This window comes from Roseateles saccharophilus (assembly GCF_004342485.1).
GTDB lineage: Bacteria > Pseudomonadota > Gammaproteobacteria > Burkholderiales > Burkholderiaceae_C > Pelomonas > Pelomonas saccharophila.
This window is the reverse complement of the sequence record NZ_SMBU01000004.1, coordinates 83695-98901: the sequence shown is the minus strand read 5'-3', so window position 1 is coordinate 98901 and position 15207 is coordinate 83695. Positions and strand designations below refer to the sequence as shown.

Sequence of the window (15207 nt, the reverse complement as noted above, 5' to 3'; positions counted from 1 at the left end):
AAACGCCCGTCGAGCGCGGCAGCGTCTACGGGCGTCTGGCGTGTCGGAAGCACGCATTGGGTGGCGGCCATTGCCGCCGGGCCGTTCAGCGGCCGATATTCATCGGGGCCATCGCCATGTAGGCGCGGGCCTGGCTGGCGATGCGGCGCTCCAGGTCGACATGGTCGACCGCGTCGGACAGATAGCGCTCGTCGATGTCCGTCTGGGTCTGCACGGTCAGCGCGTCGCGCAGCGAGGAGAAGAGGTTCTGGATCAGTTCCATTTGGCTTTCGGGCTCGTGGCCGCTTTGCTTTCACTAGGGTAAACCCGATTATAGGGTTAACACTAGCTTTAAAGCAAGCCAGTGGGTTCAGCCCGCTTCGAGGGCCAGGCCGGCCGACGTCCAGGCCTCGATGCCGCCGCGCAGCACGCGGGCCTGGCGGCCCTGGCGCTTCAGCCACAGCGCCGCGCGCACCGCCGAGGCGTCGTTGGGGCAGGCGCAGTAGGTAATGAATTCGGCGCCCTGCGGCCAGCCGGCGAGCGCCGCATCGCTGAGGGCGCCGAGGTCCAGGTGACGGGCACCGGGGATGCGGCTTGGCAGCGGCATCTCGGGCGAGCAGGCGCGCACGTCGACGAAGACGATGTCGCCGCGCTCGCCCAGCAGGGCCGCGGCCTCGGCCGGGCCCAGGCGCTCGAAGCCCGCCAGCTCGCGCCTGACCAAGGCGCGCCGCCACAGGCGCCAGCCGATATAGGCCAGCAGCGCGACGCCCGCCAGCACCAGCGCCGCGCTGCCGAGCTGGCCCAGCATGCGCAGCAACGCGTCGATCTGCTCGTGGAAGGCACGGCCGACGCCGATGGCCGCACCGGCCCACAGCGCCGAGCCGAGCAGGTTCCAGCCGAGGAAGCGCCGCGCCGGCATGCCCAGGGCGCCGGCCAGCGGCGGCGCGAGGATGGACAGGCCCGGCACGAACTTGGCGATGACCAGCGTCGCCACACCACGGCGCGCGAAGCTGGCCTCGTTCTGGCGCACGCAGCTGTCCGGCGAGATGGAGATGCGGCACAGCGTGGCCAGCACGCGCCGGCCCAGGCGCCGGCCGGCCCAGAACCACAGCCCGTTGGCCGCCAGCGCCGCCAGCGTCGCGACAGCGAAGGCGCGCAGCGCGAAACCGTCCCGCAGCGCCGACTCGACCCCGGCCAGCATCAGCACCGGCGTGGACGGCAGCGGCGCGCCGAGCTGCTCGACCAGCACGGCGAGGGCGACGGCGATGAGGCCGTGGTGGGAGAAGAGGTCGGTGAGCAGGTCCATGGCGCAGCGAGGATAGCCGCAGGCCCTTGTCCCGGCTGGCGGCAGTCCATCGTGATGTAGTTGATTACATTACGGACCCATGCCCACCGACCTCTGGACCCAGTTCGATGCCGCGCCGCTGACGCTGACGCTGCGCGTGGCCGTCGTCGCGACCGGCCTGGCCCTGCTGCTGGGCGTGGCCCTGGGCTGGTTGTTCGCGCGCACACGCCTGCCCGGCCGTGGCCTGCTGGAGGCCGTCTGCATGCTGCCGCTGGTGCTGCCGCCCACCGTGCTGGGCTACGGCATCCTGGTGCTGATGGGCCGGCATGGCGCCGTGGGCGGCTGGTTGCGCGAGCACTTCGACTACTCCATCATCTTCAACTGGCACGGTGCCATCGTCGCGTCCACGCTGGTCGCGGTGCCGCTGGTGCTCAAGGGCGCCAGCAGCGCCTTCGCCCAGGTGGACCGCAGCCTCGAGGCCGCCGCGCGCACGCTGCGCCAGTCGCGCTGGAGCACTTTCATGCGCGTGACGCTTCCGCTGGCCTGGCCCGGCATCCTGGCCGGCACGCTGCTGGCCTTCGCCCGTGCGATGGGCGAGTTCGGCGCCTCGCTGATGGTGGCCGGCTCCATCCCCGGCCAGACCCAGACCGCCTCGATGGCCATCTACGACGCCGTGCAGGCCGGCCGCGACGATCTGGCCCTGGTGCTCGCCCTCGTCGTGTCGGCCATCTCGGTGGCCGTCCTGGTGCTGTCCAACCGCTATCTGCAACGCTCGCCGTCATGAAGAAACGCCTGCTGCTCGCCCTGTCTCTCGCCGCCCTGCCCCTGCTGGCCTGCGCCCAGCAGCTGACTGTCTCGGCCGCCGCCAGCCTGACCGACGCCTTCAAGGAGATCGGCCCGCGCTTCGAGGCCGGCCGGCCCGGTGCGAGCCTGCGCTTCAACTTCGCCGCCTCGGGCGTGCTGCTGCAGCAGATCGTCCAGGGCGCGCCGGTGGACGTCTTCGCCAGCGCCGACCAGGAGACGATGAACCGCGGCGCGGCGCAGAAGCTCGTCGCCGCCGACACGCGGCGCGACTTCGCCAGCAACACCCTCGTGCTGATCGCGCCGGCCCATGGCGGGCCTGGCGTCGCGGCCCTGGCCGACCTGGGCCGGGCCGAGGTCAGGCGCATCGCCGTCGGCAAGCCGGCTTCCGTGCCGGTGGGCCGCTACACGCAGCAGGCGCTGGAAGGCGCACAGCTCTGGGCCGGCCTGGCGCCGAAGCTCGTATTCGCGGAAAACGTGCGCCAGGTGCTGGACTATGTCTCGCGCGGCGAGGTCGAGGCCGGCTTCGTCTATCGCACCGATGCCGAACTGCTGAAGGACAGGGTGCGCATCGCGCTGACGGTCGGTGGGCACACGCCGGTGACCTATCCCGTCGCCGTCATCGCCGACAGCAAGCAGGCCGCGCTGGCCCGGGACTTCGTCGCCTTCCTCGGCAGCGCCGAGGCGCAGGCCATCCTCGCCAAGTACGGCTTCGGCAGACCTTGATCGACGTCCGCCTCCAGCTCTCGGTCAGCGACGCGCGCCGTCGCTTCGACCTCGACATCGCCTTCGCCACCGATGCGCCCTTCATCGCGCTGTACGGCCCCTCGGGTGCCGGCAAGTCGCTGACGCTGCAGGCCATGGCCGGGCTGCTGCCGGTGCGCGCCGGCCATGTGCGCCTGGACGGCCGCACGCTGCTGGACACGGCCGCCGGCGTCTGCCTGCCCCCGGAGGCGCGCGGCGTGGGCTATCTGTTCCAGCAGTACGCCCTCTTCCCCCACCTCAGCGTGCGCGACAACATCGCCTTCGGCCTGACGAGCTGGCGGCGGCGCCTCGCGCCCGAGGATGCGGCACGGGTGGACGCGCTGATCGAGTCCTTCGGCCTGGGCGCGATGGCGCGCAGCCGGCCGGCCACGCTGTCCGGCGGCCAGCAGCAGCGCGTGGCGCTGGCGCGGGCCCTGGCCTGCAGGCCGCAGGTACTACTGCTGGACGAGCCCTTCGCGGCCCTGCACACGACGCTGCGCCGCGAGCTGCGCGCCGAGCTGCGCGACCTGCAACGGCGCCTGGGCATTCCCGCCGTCATCGTCAGCCACGACCCGGACGACGTGATGGCGCTGGCCGACGAGGTCTTCATGCTCGATGGCGGCGGCCTGCAGCAAAGCCTGCGCGCCGGCGACCCGGACCTGCGCGCGGCGCTGGAACGCCGGTCATGAAGGCCCAGGACCAGCCCCTGCTGCAGGGCGAGCTGCGCCTAGCCGGGCGGCTCGACGGCCGCTTCTTCGACCTGCTCGCAGCGCTGGCCCTGACCGGCTCGCTGCAGAAGGCCGCCCGCGCCGCCGGCTACAGCTACAAGGGCGCCTGGCTGGTGCTGGACGCGGCCGGCGCGCTGACGCATGCGCCGCTGGTCGAGACGGCCACCGGCGGCCGCGGCGGCGGCGGCACGCGGCTGACCGCCGAGGGCGCGGCCCTGCTGGCCGGCTGGCGCGGCCTGCAGTCGCGCCTCGCCGGCTTCCTGGGCGAGCAGGAGGCCTGGCTGAACGAACAACCGGGCCTTGCTGCCCTGCTGAAGAGGATGAGCATGAAAACCACCGCGCGCAACCAGTTCCACGGCCGCATCGCCGGCGTGAACCCCGGCCCCGCCACGACGACGGTGCGCGTCGCACTGGACGGTGGCCAGGCCATCACCGCTTCGCTGACGACGCTGGCCGCCCAGGAACTGCAGGTGCAGACCGGCAAGGAGGCGCTGGCCCTGGTCAAGTCCAGCGAAGTCGTGCTGGTGACGGACTTCGGCGGCTACCGGCTGTCGGCCCGCAACCAGCTGGCCGGCACCGTCTCGCGCGTGCAGCGCGGCGCCGTCTCCAGCCTCGTCGGCCTGACGCTGCCGGGCGGCGCCGTCATCACGGCCAGCGTCACCAACGACGCGGTCGATGCGCTGGGCCTGGCCGTCGGCCAGCCGGCTACTGCAGTGTTCAAGGCCTACGCTGTGATGCTGGCGGTTAGGAGCTGAACGGCTGGTCGATCGCCACCGACGGCGGCGTGAACCACTGCGCGCCGCCTTCGGTGACGTGGAAGTGATCCTCCAGCCGCACGCCGAAACGGCCCGGCACGACGATCATCGGCTCGTTGCTGCAGCACATGCCCGGCGCCAGCCGCTGCGCATTGCCGCGCACCAGATAAGGCGCCTCGTGGATGGCCAGGCCGCAGCCGTGGCCGGTGCGGTGCGGCAGGCCGGGCAGGCGGTAGTCGGGGCCGAGGCCGGCGGCCTCCAGCACGTCGCGCGCGGCCTGGTCTACCGCCTCGCAGCGCACGCCGGGGCGCACCGCGTCGAAGGCCGCCTGCTGGGCGGCGCGCTCCAGCGCCCAGATGCGCCGCTGCTCCTCGTCCGCCTCACCGAAGATCCAGGTGCGGGTCACGTCGGAGTTGTAGCCCTCGATGCTGCAGCCGGTGTCGATAAGCACCAGCTCGCCCGGCTTCAGATGCTGCACGCCGGGAATGCCATGCGGATAGGCCGTCGCGTGGCCGAACTGCACGATGCAGAAGGTGGAGCCGCCGTCCGCACCCAGCGCGCGATGGGCCTGGTCGATGAAGCGCACCAGTTCGTCGCTGCCAATGTCTTCGCGCGCAATGCCGGCGGCCAGCCGCTGCACCTGCAGCGTGATGTCGCAGGCATGCTGCATCAGCGCCAGCTCGGCGGCGGACTTGCACATGCGGCAGCCGTCGATGATGGGCTGGGCATCGACGAGCGCGTCGACGGCCAGGTGCCGGCGCAGCCCGGTCGAGACGCGGAACGCCGCCTCCGGGTCCAGCGCCAGCCGGCGCGCGCCGCGCTCGGCCATCGCCACTGCCACCAGCGCATGTGGGTCCTGGTGCTCCTGCCACAGCCGCTTCGCCGCCGGGATGCGCAGCACCGCGTCCAGCGAGCCCTCCTCGAAGGCCGGCGCGATCAGCAGCGGCTCACCCTCGGCGGTCAGCAGCAGCGCGACCAGGCGTTCGCTCGCGCCCCAGGCGATGCCGGTGAAATAGCGCAGCGACTGGCCCGCGGTGACGAGCAACGCATCGACGCCGGCCTCGCGCATCAACGCACGCGCCTGGGCGATGCGGGCGGCGTACTCCGCGGCGGAAATGGCGGCGGGGCGGCCGGGCAAGGGCGAGGCCAGCAGCGCCTGCGCCTGCGCGAGCGTGAGGTGGCCGATCTGCTTGTTCATGGGAGTCTCCGGATCAGGAAAAGCGTTCGAGGTCGAAAGGCGCCAGCGGCAGCGCAACGGGACCGCCCGCGCACAGCCCGGCGATCAGTTCGCCGCTGATGGCGGCCAGCGTCAGGCCCAGGTGCTGGTGGCCGAAGGCATAGGCGAGGTTGTCGAAGCGGGCGCTGCGGCCGAGCGCCGGCAGGTAGTCGGGTAGGGTCGGGCGGGCGCCGAACCAGGGTACGGGCTCGCCCCGGACCGGCAGGCCGAGCTCTGCCACATGGCGGCGCAGCCGCGCCCATTTGCGTGGGTCGGGCGGCGCATCCAGGCTGGCGTACTCGACGAAGCCCGCCGCTCGCAGGCCGCCGGCAAAGCGCGTGACGATCATCGAACGGTCCTCGAACACCACGGGCGGCAGCTCCGGCCAGTCGTGCTCGGCCCATTGCAGGTGGTAGCCGCGCTCGGCGATCAGCGGCGCGGCCAGGCCCAGGCCGGCCATCAGCGCCCGCGAGCGCACACCGGCGCAGACGAGGATGAGGTCGGCATCCAGCCGCTCGCCCGCGTCGGTGACGGCATGGGCACGGCGGCCATCGCGCTGCAGCGCCTGCACCCGGGCGCGGCGCAGCGTACCGCCGGCCTGCGCGAACGCGTCGCCGAGCCGCTGCGCGAGCGCGGGCAGGTCGGCGATCTGCGCGGTGTTCTCGAACGCGAGGCGCGCGGCCAGCGGCACGGCCAGCCGCGCCTGCAAGGCCTCGAGCCCGGCCGCCGGCAGCGCCGCGCAGCGGGCCGTGCCGATGTCTGCGCTGCGCCATGCCGCCTGCCCCTGCCGCGCACTGGCTTCGCTTTCCCAGCACACCCAATGACCCTGCTCCAGCAGCAGCCCGGGGGCGTCCAGGGCCTGGGCCAGCCGCCGCCAGGCCGGCAGCGATTCGGCCAGCAGGCCGCGCAGGGCCAGGCGCCCGGCCTCGAAGCGCGCGGGGCGGCAGGCCCGCAGATAGCGCGCCACCCAGCCGGCCTGGCGCAGCGGCTGGCGCAGGTCCAGCGGGCCGCCGAAGCCATGCCAACGGCGCGGCGCGCTGCGTAGCGTGGCCAGCGAGGCCAGCGGCGCCACCTGCTCGGTGGCGATGTGGCCGGCATTGCCCCAGGAGGGCGCCATCTCGGCGGACTCGGGATCGACCAGGGTCGTGCGCCAGCCGCCACGCTGCAGGGCGAGCGAGCAGGCACGGCCGATGACGCCGCCACCGATGACCAGGGCTGTTGCTGAAGGAGAAGACACGGGAGGGGACGGTGGCAAAGGGGTTTGGGAACTGGCCGCGATGCTAGGCCTGGGACGGTCGTTCGGCTATGCCGTTATCCGCATCTGGTTTTTGGAAATCGGCGGGCTCAGACGCCGGCCGCGGCGACGAGGCGCCGATAGTCCCGCGGCGTGGCGCCGACCGAGGCCTTGAACTGGCGGCTGAAGGCGCTCTGGTCGCTGAAGCCGCAGCTCAGGCCGATGGAGGCGATGCTGTCGCGGCCGCGCAGCAACGCCATCGCGGCCTCGATGCGCAGCCGGGTCAGCCACTGCTGCGGCGTCAGGTGGAAGACGCGGTGGAACTGGCGCTCGAGCTGCGACAGCGACAGCCCCGCCAGATCGGCGAGCGCCTGCATGCGCACCGGCTCGCCATAGTGCGCCTCCATGTGGTCCAGCACGCGGCGCAGGCGCGCGAAGCCGGGGTGGCGGCCGTCCGGCTGCTGCAGATCGTGGGAAACGCCCATCAGGCCGACGATCTCGCCGCCCTGCTCGTCGCGCAGCGGGGTCTTGTGGGTCAGGCACCAGCCGGAGCCGCGGTTGGGGAAGAGATGGACCTCCAGCTGGCTGGCGATGGCATGGCCGGCGAGCACACGGCGGTCCTGCGAGGCATAGGCATCGCCCAGCCGCTGCGGGAAGACCTCGATGGGCGTGCGCCCGACGACGTCCTCCCGGCGCGACAGGCCCAGCCGCCGCACCAGCGTCATGTTGGCGTGCGTGTAGCGGCCGTGCAGATCCTTGATGAAGAACACGGTGGCCGGCAGCATGTCCAGCAGGCACTGCAGCTGGTCGGCGTCGACCTGGGTGGGCCGGGGCTGAATCATGAAGCGAATCATAGGCAGAGCCGGCCCTTTCGTTTGTGCCGACTTCCGCATGTGCATGGCGCGATCCCGGCTAGACGCCGCCGGGCTTTGGCGCGATGCTGCCCGCCATGCATCAGATCGACTACATCGACTCCCACACCGGCGGCGAACCGACCCGTGTGGTGTTGTCGCCCCTGCCCGGCATGGACCACGGCAGCCTGGCCGAGCGCCGCGCCGCGCTGCTGCGCGAGCACGACCGCTGGCGCAGCGCCATCGCCTGCGAGCCGCGCGGCTCCGACACCATGGTGGGCGCGCTGCTGCTGCCGCCCGAGAACGCAGGTTCGGTCGCGTCGGTGATCTTCTTCAACAACGTCGGCGCCCTGGGCATGTGCGGCCACGGCACCATCGGCCTCGTGCGCACGCTGGCCCACCTTGGCCGCATCACCCCCGGCGTGCATGCCATCGACACGCCGGTCGGCACGGTGAGCGCCGAGCTGCACGCCGACGGCCGGGTCAGCATCGCCAATGTCGACAGCTACCGGCATGCGGCGGGCGTCGAGGTGGACGTGCCGGGCCACGGCCGCGTGCGCGGCGACGTGGCCTGGGGCGGCAACTGGTTCTTCATCAGCAACGACTGCCCGCTGCCGCTGGGCTATGCCCACTGGCGCGAGCTGACCACCTACACCGCCGCCATCCGCGACGCGCTGACGGCGGCCGGCATCACAGGTGCGAACGGCGCCGAGATCGACCACATCGAGCTCAACGCCGCGCCCGTCGACCTGGCCCACGACGCACGCAACTTCGTGCTGTGCCCCGGCCTGGCCTATGACCGCTCGCCCTGCGGCACCGGCCTGTCGGCCAAGCTCGCCTGCCTGGCCGCGGACGGCAGGCTGGCGCCGGGCGAGGTCTTCCGCATGGAAAGCCTCATCGGCAGCCTGTTCGAGGGCAGCTACACGCTCGCCGAGAACGGCCGTGTCCGGCCGCGCATCACCGGCCGCGCCCATCTCTCGGGCGAAGGCCGGCTGCTGATCGAGGGCGACGACCCCTTCGCCTGGGGCATCGTCGCCCGCTGAATTCGTTTTTTCCCCTTTCTCTCCCACCCCACCACCATGAGCAAAGCCAACTTCTGGCGCGGCGTCGTGCCGGCCATCACCACGCCCTTCAAGACCGACGGCAGCGTCGACCACGACTTCCTCGCCCGCCATGCCATCGAGATGATCGACGCCGGCTGCACCGGCATCGTGCCGCTGGGCTCGCTGGGCGAAGGCGCCACGCTGTCCTTCGACGAGAAGCTGGCCATCGTGAAGACGCTGGTGCAGGCCATCGGCCGCCGCGCCGCGGTCATCCCGGGCATCGCCGCGCTGTCCACCGACGAAGCCGTCCGCCTGGCCCGCGAATGCGAGGGTCTCGGCGCCCATGGCCTCATGGTGCTGCCGCCCTATGTCTACTCGACCGACTGGCACGAGATGGGCGGCCACATCAAGGCCGTGCTGCGCGCCACCGCGCTGCCGACCCTGCTCTACAACAACCCGCCCGCCTACAAGACCGACTTCAAGCCCGAGCAGATCGCCGAGCTGGCGGCCGAGTTCCCGCTGCTGCAGGCGGTGAAGGAATCGTCCGGCGACATCCGCCGCTTCGCCGGCATCCGCGCGCTGATCGGCGACCGCCTGGTCCTGATGGTGGGCATGGACGACGCCATCGTCGAAGGCATCGCGATGGGAGCGACCGGCTGGATCGCCGGCGTCGTCAACGCCTTCCCGGCCGAGTCGGTCGCGCTGTTCAACGTCGCGCTCAAAAAGGGCACGAACGCCGCGATGCCCCTCTACGCCTGGCATCTGCCGCTGCTGCGCATGGACACGGTGCCGAAGTTCGTGCAGCTCATCAAGCTGATGCAGGAGCGCGTGGGCAAGGGCAGCGAGCGCGTGCGCGCGCCGCGCTATGTCGTCGAGGGCGCCGAGCGCGCCGAGGCGCTGCGCCAGATCGACCACGCGATCCAGACCCGCCCCACGCTCTGACCCGGCCCCGCGGCCGGACAGCACCAGCCCCTCGCGCTACCGCGCCGGGGGCTTTTCCACTTCAAGCCAAGCTGAAAACACCCATGACGACAGAACCCATCCTGCTGGCCGGCCGCTGGCAAGCCGGCACGCCCTTCGGCCAGTTCCGCGCCGTAAACCCGGCCAACGGCGAAGCCTTGGCCCCGGCCTTCCCGCGCTCCGGCGCGGCCGACATCGAGCAGATGGTGGCCGCCGCCGCCCAGGCCGCCGACGCGCTGGCGGCCACGCCGCCCGAACGCATCGCCGCCTTCCTGGAGGCCTACGCCGACGCCATCGACGCCGCCAAGGACGCGCTGGTCGCCGGCGCGCACGAGGAAACCGCGCTGCCGGTCGCGCCGCGCCTGGCCGACGTCGAGCTGCCGCGCACCACCGGCCAGCTGCGCCAGGCCGCGCAGGCCGTGCGCAGCCACGCCTGGACCCATCCCGTCATCGACACCCGGGCCGGCCTGCGCTCGCATTTCGCGCCGCTGCACAAGCCGGTGCTGGTGCTCGGGCCCAACAACTTCCCGCTCGCCTTCAATGCGGTGGCCGGCAGCGACTTCGCCTCGGCCATCGCGGCGCGCAACCCTGTCATCGCCAAGGCCCATCCCTCGCACCCGGCCACGAGCCGGCGGCTCGCCGAACTGGCCCACGTCGCCGCCCTGGCCAGCGGCCTGCCGGCCGCAACCGTGCAGATGTTCTACGACGTGGAGCCGGCGCTCGGGCTGCGCCTGGCCGGCGACCGGCGCATCGGCGCGATCGGCTTCACCGGCAGCCGCGGCGCCGGCCTGGCACTGAAGGCGGCGGCCGACGCCTCGGGCATCCCGATCTATGCCGAGATGTCCAGCGTGAACCCGGTCTTCCTGCTGCCCGGCGCGCTGCGCGAGCGCGGCGCGGCACTGGCCCAGGACTTCTTCGCCTCCTGCACGCTCGGCAGCGGCCAGTTCTGCACCAACCCCGGCATCGTGCTGGTGCCCACGGGTGCAGACGGCGACGCCTTCGTCGCCCAGGCCGCGCAGAAGTTCGCCGCCGCCGCGCCCATGGTGCTGTTCTCGGCCGGCGTGCAGGGCCATCTCGCCAACGCCGTGCAGGCGCTGCGCGGCGCCGGTGCGCGCGTGGCCGGCGGCGCGGCCGACACGGCCGGCCCCGGCTCGCGCTACGCGCCCACGCTGCTGGAGGTGGACGCCGCCAGCTTCCTCGCCCGGGCGGGCGCCCTGCAGCAGGAGGCCTTCGGCCCCGTCTCGCTGCTGGTGCGGTTCAGCGGCACGGACGAAGCGGTGGCGCTGGCCCGCAGCTTCGACGGCAACCTGACCGGCACGCTGCACGCCGCCGCGGACGGCAGCGACGACGCGGCTTGGGCAGCCGTCGCCGCGGCCCTGCGCCCGCGCGTGGGCCGCCTCATTGCCGACAAATGGCCCACCGGCGTCTCCGTCAGCGCGGCCCAGCAGCATGGCGGCCCCTACCCTAGCACCAGCCACGCCGGCTTCAGCGCGGTGGGCATGCCAGGCGCCATCCGCCGCTTCGCGCAACTGCAGAGTTATGACAACCTGCGCGACGACCGCCTGCCCATCGAGCTGCGCGACGCCAACCCGGCCGGCGTGCAACGCTGCGTGGACGGGCTCTGGACCGAGCGGGCTCTCGCATAAGGAAATAAGAAAACTGTCGTTCCTCGAATAAGGGAGTTTGGGCACCCTCGCGGCTTTCGTTCATCCGACGGCCCCGCCATGCCCTTCTCCCTGCCCCGCCGCCGCGCCCTGCTGGCCCTGATCGCCTCGGCCACCGCCCTGCCCGCGCTGGCCGCCGACCCGGCGCTGCTGAACGTCTCCTACGACGTCGCCCGCGAGCTCTACAAACAGATCAACCCGGCGTTCGTCGCCGCGCAGAAGGCCAAGGGCCAGCCGGTCACGGTCAACCAGAGCCACGGCGGCTCCAGCAAGCAGATCGGCGCCGTCATCGGCGGCCTGGAGGCCGACGTCGTCACGATGAACCAGGCCACCGACGTGGACCAGCTCGCCAGCGCCGGCCTCACGGGCACCGACTGGCGCAACCGCTTCCCGAATGGCGCGGCGCCCTATTCGTCGACGATGCTCTTCCTTGTGCGCAAGGGCAACCCCAAGGGCATCAAGGACTGGAGCGACCTGGCCCGCCCCGGCGTGCAGGTCATCATCCCCAACCCCAAGGTCACCGGCAACGGCCGCTACGGCTATCTGGCCGCCTGGGGCAGCGTCATCGCCAGCGGCGGCAGCGAGGCCCAGGCCCGCGAACTGGTCGGCAAGATCTTCGCCAACGTGCCGGTGCTGGACGGCGGCGGCCGCGGCGCCACCACCACCTTCACGCAGCGGGGCATCGGCGACGTGCTGGTCACCTTCGAGGGCGAGGTCGAGCTGATCGAGAACGAGTTCGGCAAGGGCCAGTTCGAGCAGGTCAACCCCAGCATCTCCATCGAGACCGAGGCGCCCGTGGCCCTGGTCGACAAGGTCGCCAACAGGCACGGCACGGCCGCGCTGGCCAAGGCCTACCTCGACTTCCACTGGAGCCCCGAGGCCCAGGAAATCATCGCGAAGAACAACTTTCGCCCGCGCGACCCGGCCGTGTTCAAGAAGCACGCCGCACGCTTCGCCAACATCAGGCTGTTCACGGTCGACAAGACGCTGGGCGGCTGGGCCAGGGTCAGCAAGACCCATTTCGCGGACGGCGGCATTTACGACCAGATCGTGGCCGGGATCAAGCGCTGATGCCGATTCGTCGAAGGGTCCTTCCTGGCTTCGCGCCCACACTGGGCTTCACGCTGTTCTACCTGTCGCTGCTGGTGCTGATCCCGCTGGCCGCGGTCTTCATCAAGTCCGCCGGCCATGGCTTCGACGCTTTCTGGGCCGCGGCCACGTCGCCGCGGGTGCTGGCGTCCTACCGGCTGAGCTTCGGCGCCTCGCTGCTGGCCGCGGGCATCAACCTCGTGTTCGGCCTCATCCTGGCCTGGTGCCTGGTGCGCTACGACTTCCCCGGCCGCAAGCTGGTCGACGCGTTGATCGACCTGCCCTTCGCCCTGCCCACGGCCGTGGCCGGCATCGCGCTGACGGCGCTGTATGCACCCAACGGCTGGCTCGGCGCGCTGCTCGCCCCGCACGACATCAAGATCGCCTTCACGCCGCTGGGCGTGCTGCTGGCGCTGATCTTCATCGGCCTGCCCTTCATCGTCCGCACGGTGCAACCGGTGCTGGAGGACATGGAGACCGAGCTGGAAGAAGCGGCCGCCTCCCTCGGCGCGCAGCGCTGGACGACCTTCCGCTTCGTCGTGCTGCCCACGCTGCTGCCGGCCCTGCTGACCGGCTTCGCGCTGGCCTTCGCGCGCGCCGTCGGCGAGTACGGCTCTGTCATCTTCATCGCCGGCAACATCCCGCTGGTCAGCGAGATCACGCCGCTGATGATCATCTCCAAGCTCGAGCAGTACGACTACGTCGGCGCCACAGCCATCGCCGTCGTCATGCTGGTCTTCAGCTTCGTGCTGCTGCTGGCCATCAACCTGCTGCAGGGCTGGAGTTCCAGGCGAGGTGTCCGTTGAGTACGGCGCTGTCGATCTCCCGCAGCCGCCCGAACTACCAGGCCAACCCCGCCACGCGCGAAAGCCGCGCGGTGCGCTGGCTGCTGCTGGCCCTGGGCCTGGGCTTCTTCGGCCTCTTCCTGCTGCTGCCGCTGGTCGCCGTCTTCACCGAGGCGCTGCGCAAGGGCTGGGAGGTCTATTTCGCGTCGCTGGCCGACGCGGAGACGCTGTCGGCCCTCAAGCTCACGCTGCTGGCCGCCGCCATCGCCGTGCCGCTGAACCTGGTGTTCGGCGTCAGCGCGGCCTGGCTCATTGCCAAGCACGACTTTGCGGCCAAGCAGCTGCTCATCACCTTCATCGACCTGCCCTTCTCGGTCTCGCCCGTCGTCGCGGGCCTGATGTATGTGCTGCTGTTCGGCGCCCAGGGCTGGCTCGGGCCCTGGCTGCAGGACCACGACCTGAAGATCGTCTTCGCCGTGCCAGGCATCGTGCTGGCCACCGTGTTCGTGACCTTCCCCTTCATCGCCCGCGAGCTGATCCCGCTGATGCAGGCCCAGGGCCGCGACGAGGAGGAGGCCGCCACCGTGCTCGGCGCCAGCGGCTGGCAGACCTTTTGCCGCGTGACCCTGCCCAACATCAAGTGGGGTCTGCTCTACGGCGTCATCCTGTGCAATGCGCGCGCGATGGGCGAGTTCGGCGCGGTGTCCGTCGTGTCCGGCCACGTGCGCGGCCTCACCAACACGCTGCCGCTGCAGGTCGAGATCCTCTACAACGAATACCAGTTCGCCGCGGCCTTTGCGGTCGCGTCCATCCTCGCGCTGCTGGCGCTGGTGACACTGGTGATCAAGCAATTCATCGAGTGGCGTGCCAGCCAGTCGGCCAAGGAAGCGTGATGGGAATCCAGGTCCAAAACATCCACAAGAGCTTCGGCGGCTTCACCGCGCTGGGCGACGTGTCGCTGGACTTTCCCAGCGGCGAACTGGTGGCCCTGCTCGGCCCCTCGGGCTGCGGCAAGACCACGCTGCTGCGCGTCATCGCCGGGCTGGAACAGGCCGACAGCGGCCGCGTGCTGCTGGACGGCCAGGATGCCTCCGACACCCATGTGCGCGAGCGCCAGGTCGGCTTCGTCTTCCAGCACTACGCGCTGTTCCGTCACATGACGGTGTTCGACAACGTCGCCTTCGGCCTGCGCGTGAAGCCGCGCAAGCACAGGCCGAGCGAAGCCGAGATCAAGAAACGCGTCACCGAGCTGCTGCAGCTCGTGCAGCTGGACTGGCTGGCCGAGCGCTACCCGCCCCAGCTCAGCGGCGGCCAGCGCCAGCGCATCGCGCTGGCCCGCGCCCTGGCCGTGGAGCCGCGCGTGCTGCTGCTGGACGAGCCCTTCGGCGCACTCGACGCCAAGGTGCGCAAGGAGCTGCGACGCTGGCTGCGCCGCCTGCACGACGAGCTGCACATCACCAGCATCTTCGTCACCCATGACCAGGACGAGGCTCTGGAGGTGGCCGACCGCATCGTGCTGATGGACCACGGCCGCGTCGAGCAGGTCGGCACGCCGCTGGAGGTCTACGAGCGCCCGGCCACGCCCTTCGTCTACGGCTTCCTCGGTGCGGCCAACCGCTTCGTCGGCCGCGCCCACGGCGGCGTGCTGCACATGGGCGAGCACCAGCTGCCGCACGACGGTGCCCACGGCGGCGGCGAGGTGCTGGCCTACGCCCGGCCGCACGAGCTGCAGATCCAGACCGACGAGGCCGCCCCCGGCCTCGCGGCCACGGTGGAGCGCGTGCTGGCCTTTGGTGCCAGTGCCCGCGTCGAACTCATCGGCCCCGACGGCCAGCCCCTCGAGGCCGAGCTGACGCGCGACCAGGCCGAGGCGCTGCGCCTGCACAGTGGCCAGCGCGTGAAGCTCAGCGCTCAGCGGCTCAGCCTGTTCGAGGCCGGCGCTGGCATCTGACCCCTAACTTTCATGTCAAGCGGTCTCATCAACACTGATGAGGCCGGCCGGCAAGCCGCGACGGCCTCACCTAGGCTTGCGCCATTGGCGCCCGCCGCCGGCACGGGCCGCCACCGAAGAAA

Annotated in this window: 16 protein-coding genes; 11 read left to right on the top strand and 5 right to left on the bottom strand. The window is 71.5% G+C overall.

What is annotated here, in order from left to right; translation table 11 throughout:
- Positions 1–85 precede the first annotated feature (85 nt).
- The gene (locus EV671_RS26665) at positions 86–262 is read right to left on the bottom strand and encodes a hypothetical protein (protein ID WP_165917475.1); all 177 of its coding nucleotides are present in this window, start codon (positions 260–262) and stop codon (positions 86–88) included.
- Between the two features lie 87 nt (positions 263–349).
- Positions 350–1285 (bottom strand): VTT domain-containing protein, encoded by a 936-nt coding sequence (locus EV671_RS05030; RefSeq protein ID WP_132570203.1) that lies wholly within the window; start codon positions 1283–1285, stop codon positions 350–352.
- Between the two features lie 79 nt (positions 1286–1364).
- On the opposite strand from EV671_RS05030, the gene modB reads away from it, so the two are divergent.
- The 4 genes from modB to EV671_RS05010 are packed head-to-tail and all read left to right on the top strand — an operon-like array spanning position 1365 to position 4292.
- A complete protein-coding gene (modB, locus tag EV671_RS05025; RefSeq protein WP_132570202.1) occupies positions 1365–2048 on the top strand; it encodes a molybdate ABC transporter permease subunit in 684 nt (227 codons plus the stop codon).
- Positions 2045–2791: a molybdate ABC transporter substrate-binding protein gene (gene modA, locus EV671_RS05020; RefSeq protein WP_132570201.1), complete on the top strand. Its 747-nt coding sequence runs from the start codon at positions 2045–2047 to the stop codon at positions 2789–2791. The genes modB and modA overlap by 4 nt, the downstream gene beginning before the upstream one ends.
- Positions 2788–3498, top strand: coding sequence for an ABC transporter ATP-binding protein (locus EV671_RS05015; RefSeq protein ID WP_132570200.1), 711 nt, complete (start codon positions 2788–2790; stop codon positions 3496–3498). The genes modA and EV671_RS05015 overlap by 4 nt, the downstream gene beginning before the upstream one ends.
- A complete protein-coding gene (locus tag EV671_RS05010; RefSeq protein WP_132570199.1) occupies positions 3495–4292 on the top strand; it encodes a TOBE domain-containing protein in 798 nt (265 codons plus the stop codon). Before EV671_RS05015 ends, EV671_RS05010 begins: the two co-directional genes overlap by 4 nt.
- Here the strand turns inward: EV671_RS05010 and EV671_RS05005 are convergent.
- The 3 genes from EV671_RS05005 to EV671_RS04995 form a co-directional block, all read right to left on the bottom strand.
- Complete coding sequence (locus EV671_RS05005; RefSeq protein ID WP_132570198.1) at positions 4282–5490, bottom strand: M24 family metallopeptidase; 1209 nt, start codon at positions 5488–5490, stop codon at positions 4282–4284. The two genes, EV671_RS05010 and EV671_RS05005, sit on opposite strands and share 11 nt — an antisense overlap.
- A 13-nt stretch (positions 5491–5503) precedes the next feature.
- Complete coding sequence (locus EV671_RS05000) at positions 5504–6745, bottom strand: NAD(P)/FAD-dependent oxidoreductase (RefSeq protein WP_207911093.1); 1242 nt, start codon at positions 6743–6745, stop codon at positions 5504–5506.
- A 107-nt stretch (positions 6746–6852) separates the two neighbouring features.
- Positions 6853–7584, bottom strand: coding sequence for an AraC family transcriptional regulator (locus tag EV671_RS04995; RefSeq protein WP_132570197.1), 732 nt, complete (start codon positions 7582–7584; stop codon positions 6853–6855).
- Between the two features lie 107 nt (positions 7585–7691).
- Here EV671_RS04995 and EV671_RS04990 point away from each other — a divergent pair, with 107 nt between their 5' ends.
- The 7 genes from EV671_RS04990 to EV671_RS04960 all read left to right on the top strand — a co-directional run bounded on the left by EV671_RS04990 (position 7692) and on the right by EV671_RS04960 (position 15085).
- Positions 7692–8636, top strand: coding sequence for a 4-hydroxyproline epimerase (locus tag EV671_RS04990; RefSeq protein ID WP_132570196.1), 945 nt, complete (start codon positions 7692–7694; stop codon positions 8634–8636).
- Positions 8637–8672: 36 nt separating this feature from the next.
- Positions 8673–9578: a dihydrodipicolinate synthase family protein gene (locus EV671_RS04985; protein ID WP_132570195.1), complete on the top strand. Its 906-nt coding sequence runs from the start codon at positions 8673–8675 to the stop codon at positions 9576–9578.
- An 83-nt stretch (positions 9579–9661) separates the two neighbouring features.
- Entirely contained in the window at positions 9662–11242 is a 1581-nt protein-coding gene (locus EV671_RS04980; protein WP_132570194.1) for an aldehyde dehydrogenase family protein, read from the top strand.
- Between the two features lie 78 nt (positions 11243–11320).
- Entirely contained in the window at positions 11321–12331 is a 1011-nt protein-coding gene (locus tag EV671_RS04975; protein ID WP_132570193.1) for a sulfate ABC transporter substrate-binding protein, read from the top strand.
- Positions 12331–13155, top strand: a complete 825-nt coding sequence (gene cysT, locus EV671_RS04970; protein WP_132570192.1) for a sulfate ABC transporter permease subunit CysT — start codon at positions 12331–12333, stop codon at positions 13153–13155. Before EV671_RS04975 ends, cysT begins: the two co-directional genes overlap by 1 nt.
- On the top strand, positions 13152–14027 hold the full coding sequence (gene cysW, locus EV671_RS04965; protein ID WP_132570191.1) for a sulfate ABC transporter permease subunit CysW: 876 nt from the start codon (positions 13152–13154) through the stop codon (positions 14025–14027). Before cysT ends, cysW begins: the two co-directional genes overlap by 4 nt.
- On the top strand, positions 14027–15085 hold the full coding sequence (locus EV671_RS04960) for a sulfate/molybdate ABC transporter ATP-binding protein (RefSeq protein ID WP_132570190.1): 1059 nt from the start codon (positions 14027–14029) through the stop codon (positions 15083–15085). Before cysW ends, EV671_RS04960 begins: the two co-directional genes overlap by 1 nt.
- Positions 15086–15207: the final 122 nt, after the last annotated feature.

Bases quoted from the DNA above. Each gene is read 5' to 3' on its own strand.
- EV671_RS04995 (WP_132570197.1), bottom strand. From the start codon at position 7,584: ATGATTCAGCCCCGGCCCACCCAGGTCGACGCCGACCAGCTGCAGTGC.
- EV671_RS26665 (WP_165917475.1), bottom strand. From the start codon at position 262: ATGGAACTGATCCAGAACCTCTTCTCCTCGCTGCGCGACGCGCTGACC.
- EV671_RS04960 (WP_132570190.1), top strand. From the start codon at position 14,027: ATGGGAATCCAGGTCCAAAACATCCACAAGAGCTTCGGCGGCTTCACC.
- EV671_RS05030 (WP_132570203.1), bottom strand. From the start codon at position 1,285: ATGGACCTGCTCACCGACCTCTTCTCCCACCACGGCCTCATCGCCGTC.
- cysT (WP_132570192.1), top strand. From the start codon at position 12,331: ATGCCGATTCGTCGAAGGGTCCTTCCTGGCTTCGCGCCCACACTGGGC.
- EV671_RS05010 (WP_132570199.1), top strand. From the start codon at position 3,495: ATGAAGGCCCAGGACCAGCCCCTGCTGCAGGGCGAGCTGCGCCTAGCC.
- EV671_RS04990 (WP_132570196.1), top strand. From the start codon at position 7,692: ATGCATCAGATCGACTACATCGACTCCCACACCGGCGGCGAACCGACC.
- modB (WP_132570202.1), top strand. From the start codon at position 1,365: ATGCCCACCGACCTCTGGACCCAGTTCGATGCCGCGCCGCTGACGCTG.
- modA (WP_132570201.1), top strand. From the start codon at position 2,045: ATGAAGAAACGCCTGCTGCTCGCCCTGTCTCTCGCCGCCCTGCCCCTG.
- EV671_RS05005 (WP_132570198.1), bottom strand. From the start codon at position 5,490: ATGAACAAGCAGATCGGCCACCTCACGCTCGCGCAGGCGCAGGCGCTG.
- EV671_RS04985 (WP_132570195.1), top strand. From the start codon at position 8,673: ATGAGCAAAGCCAACTTCTGGCGCGGCGTCGTGCCGGCCATCACCACG.
- EV671_RS04980 (WP_132570194.1), top strand. From the start codon at position 9,662: ATGACGACAGAACCCATCCTGCTGGCCGGCCGCTGGCAAGCCGGCACG.
- EV671_RS04975 (WP_132570193.1), top strand. From the start codon at position 11,321: ATGCCCTTCTCCCTGCCCCGCCGCCGCGCCCTGCTGGCCCTGATCGCC.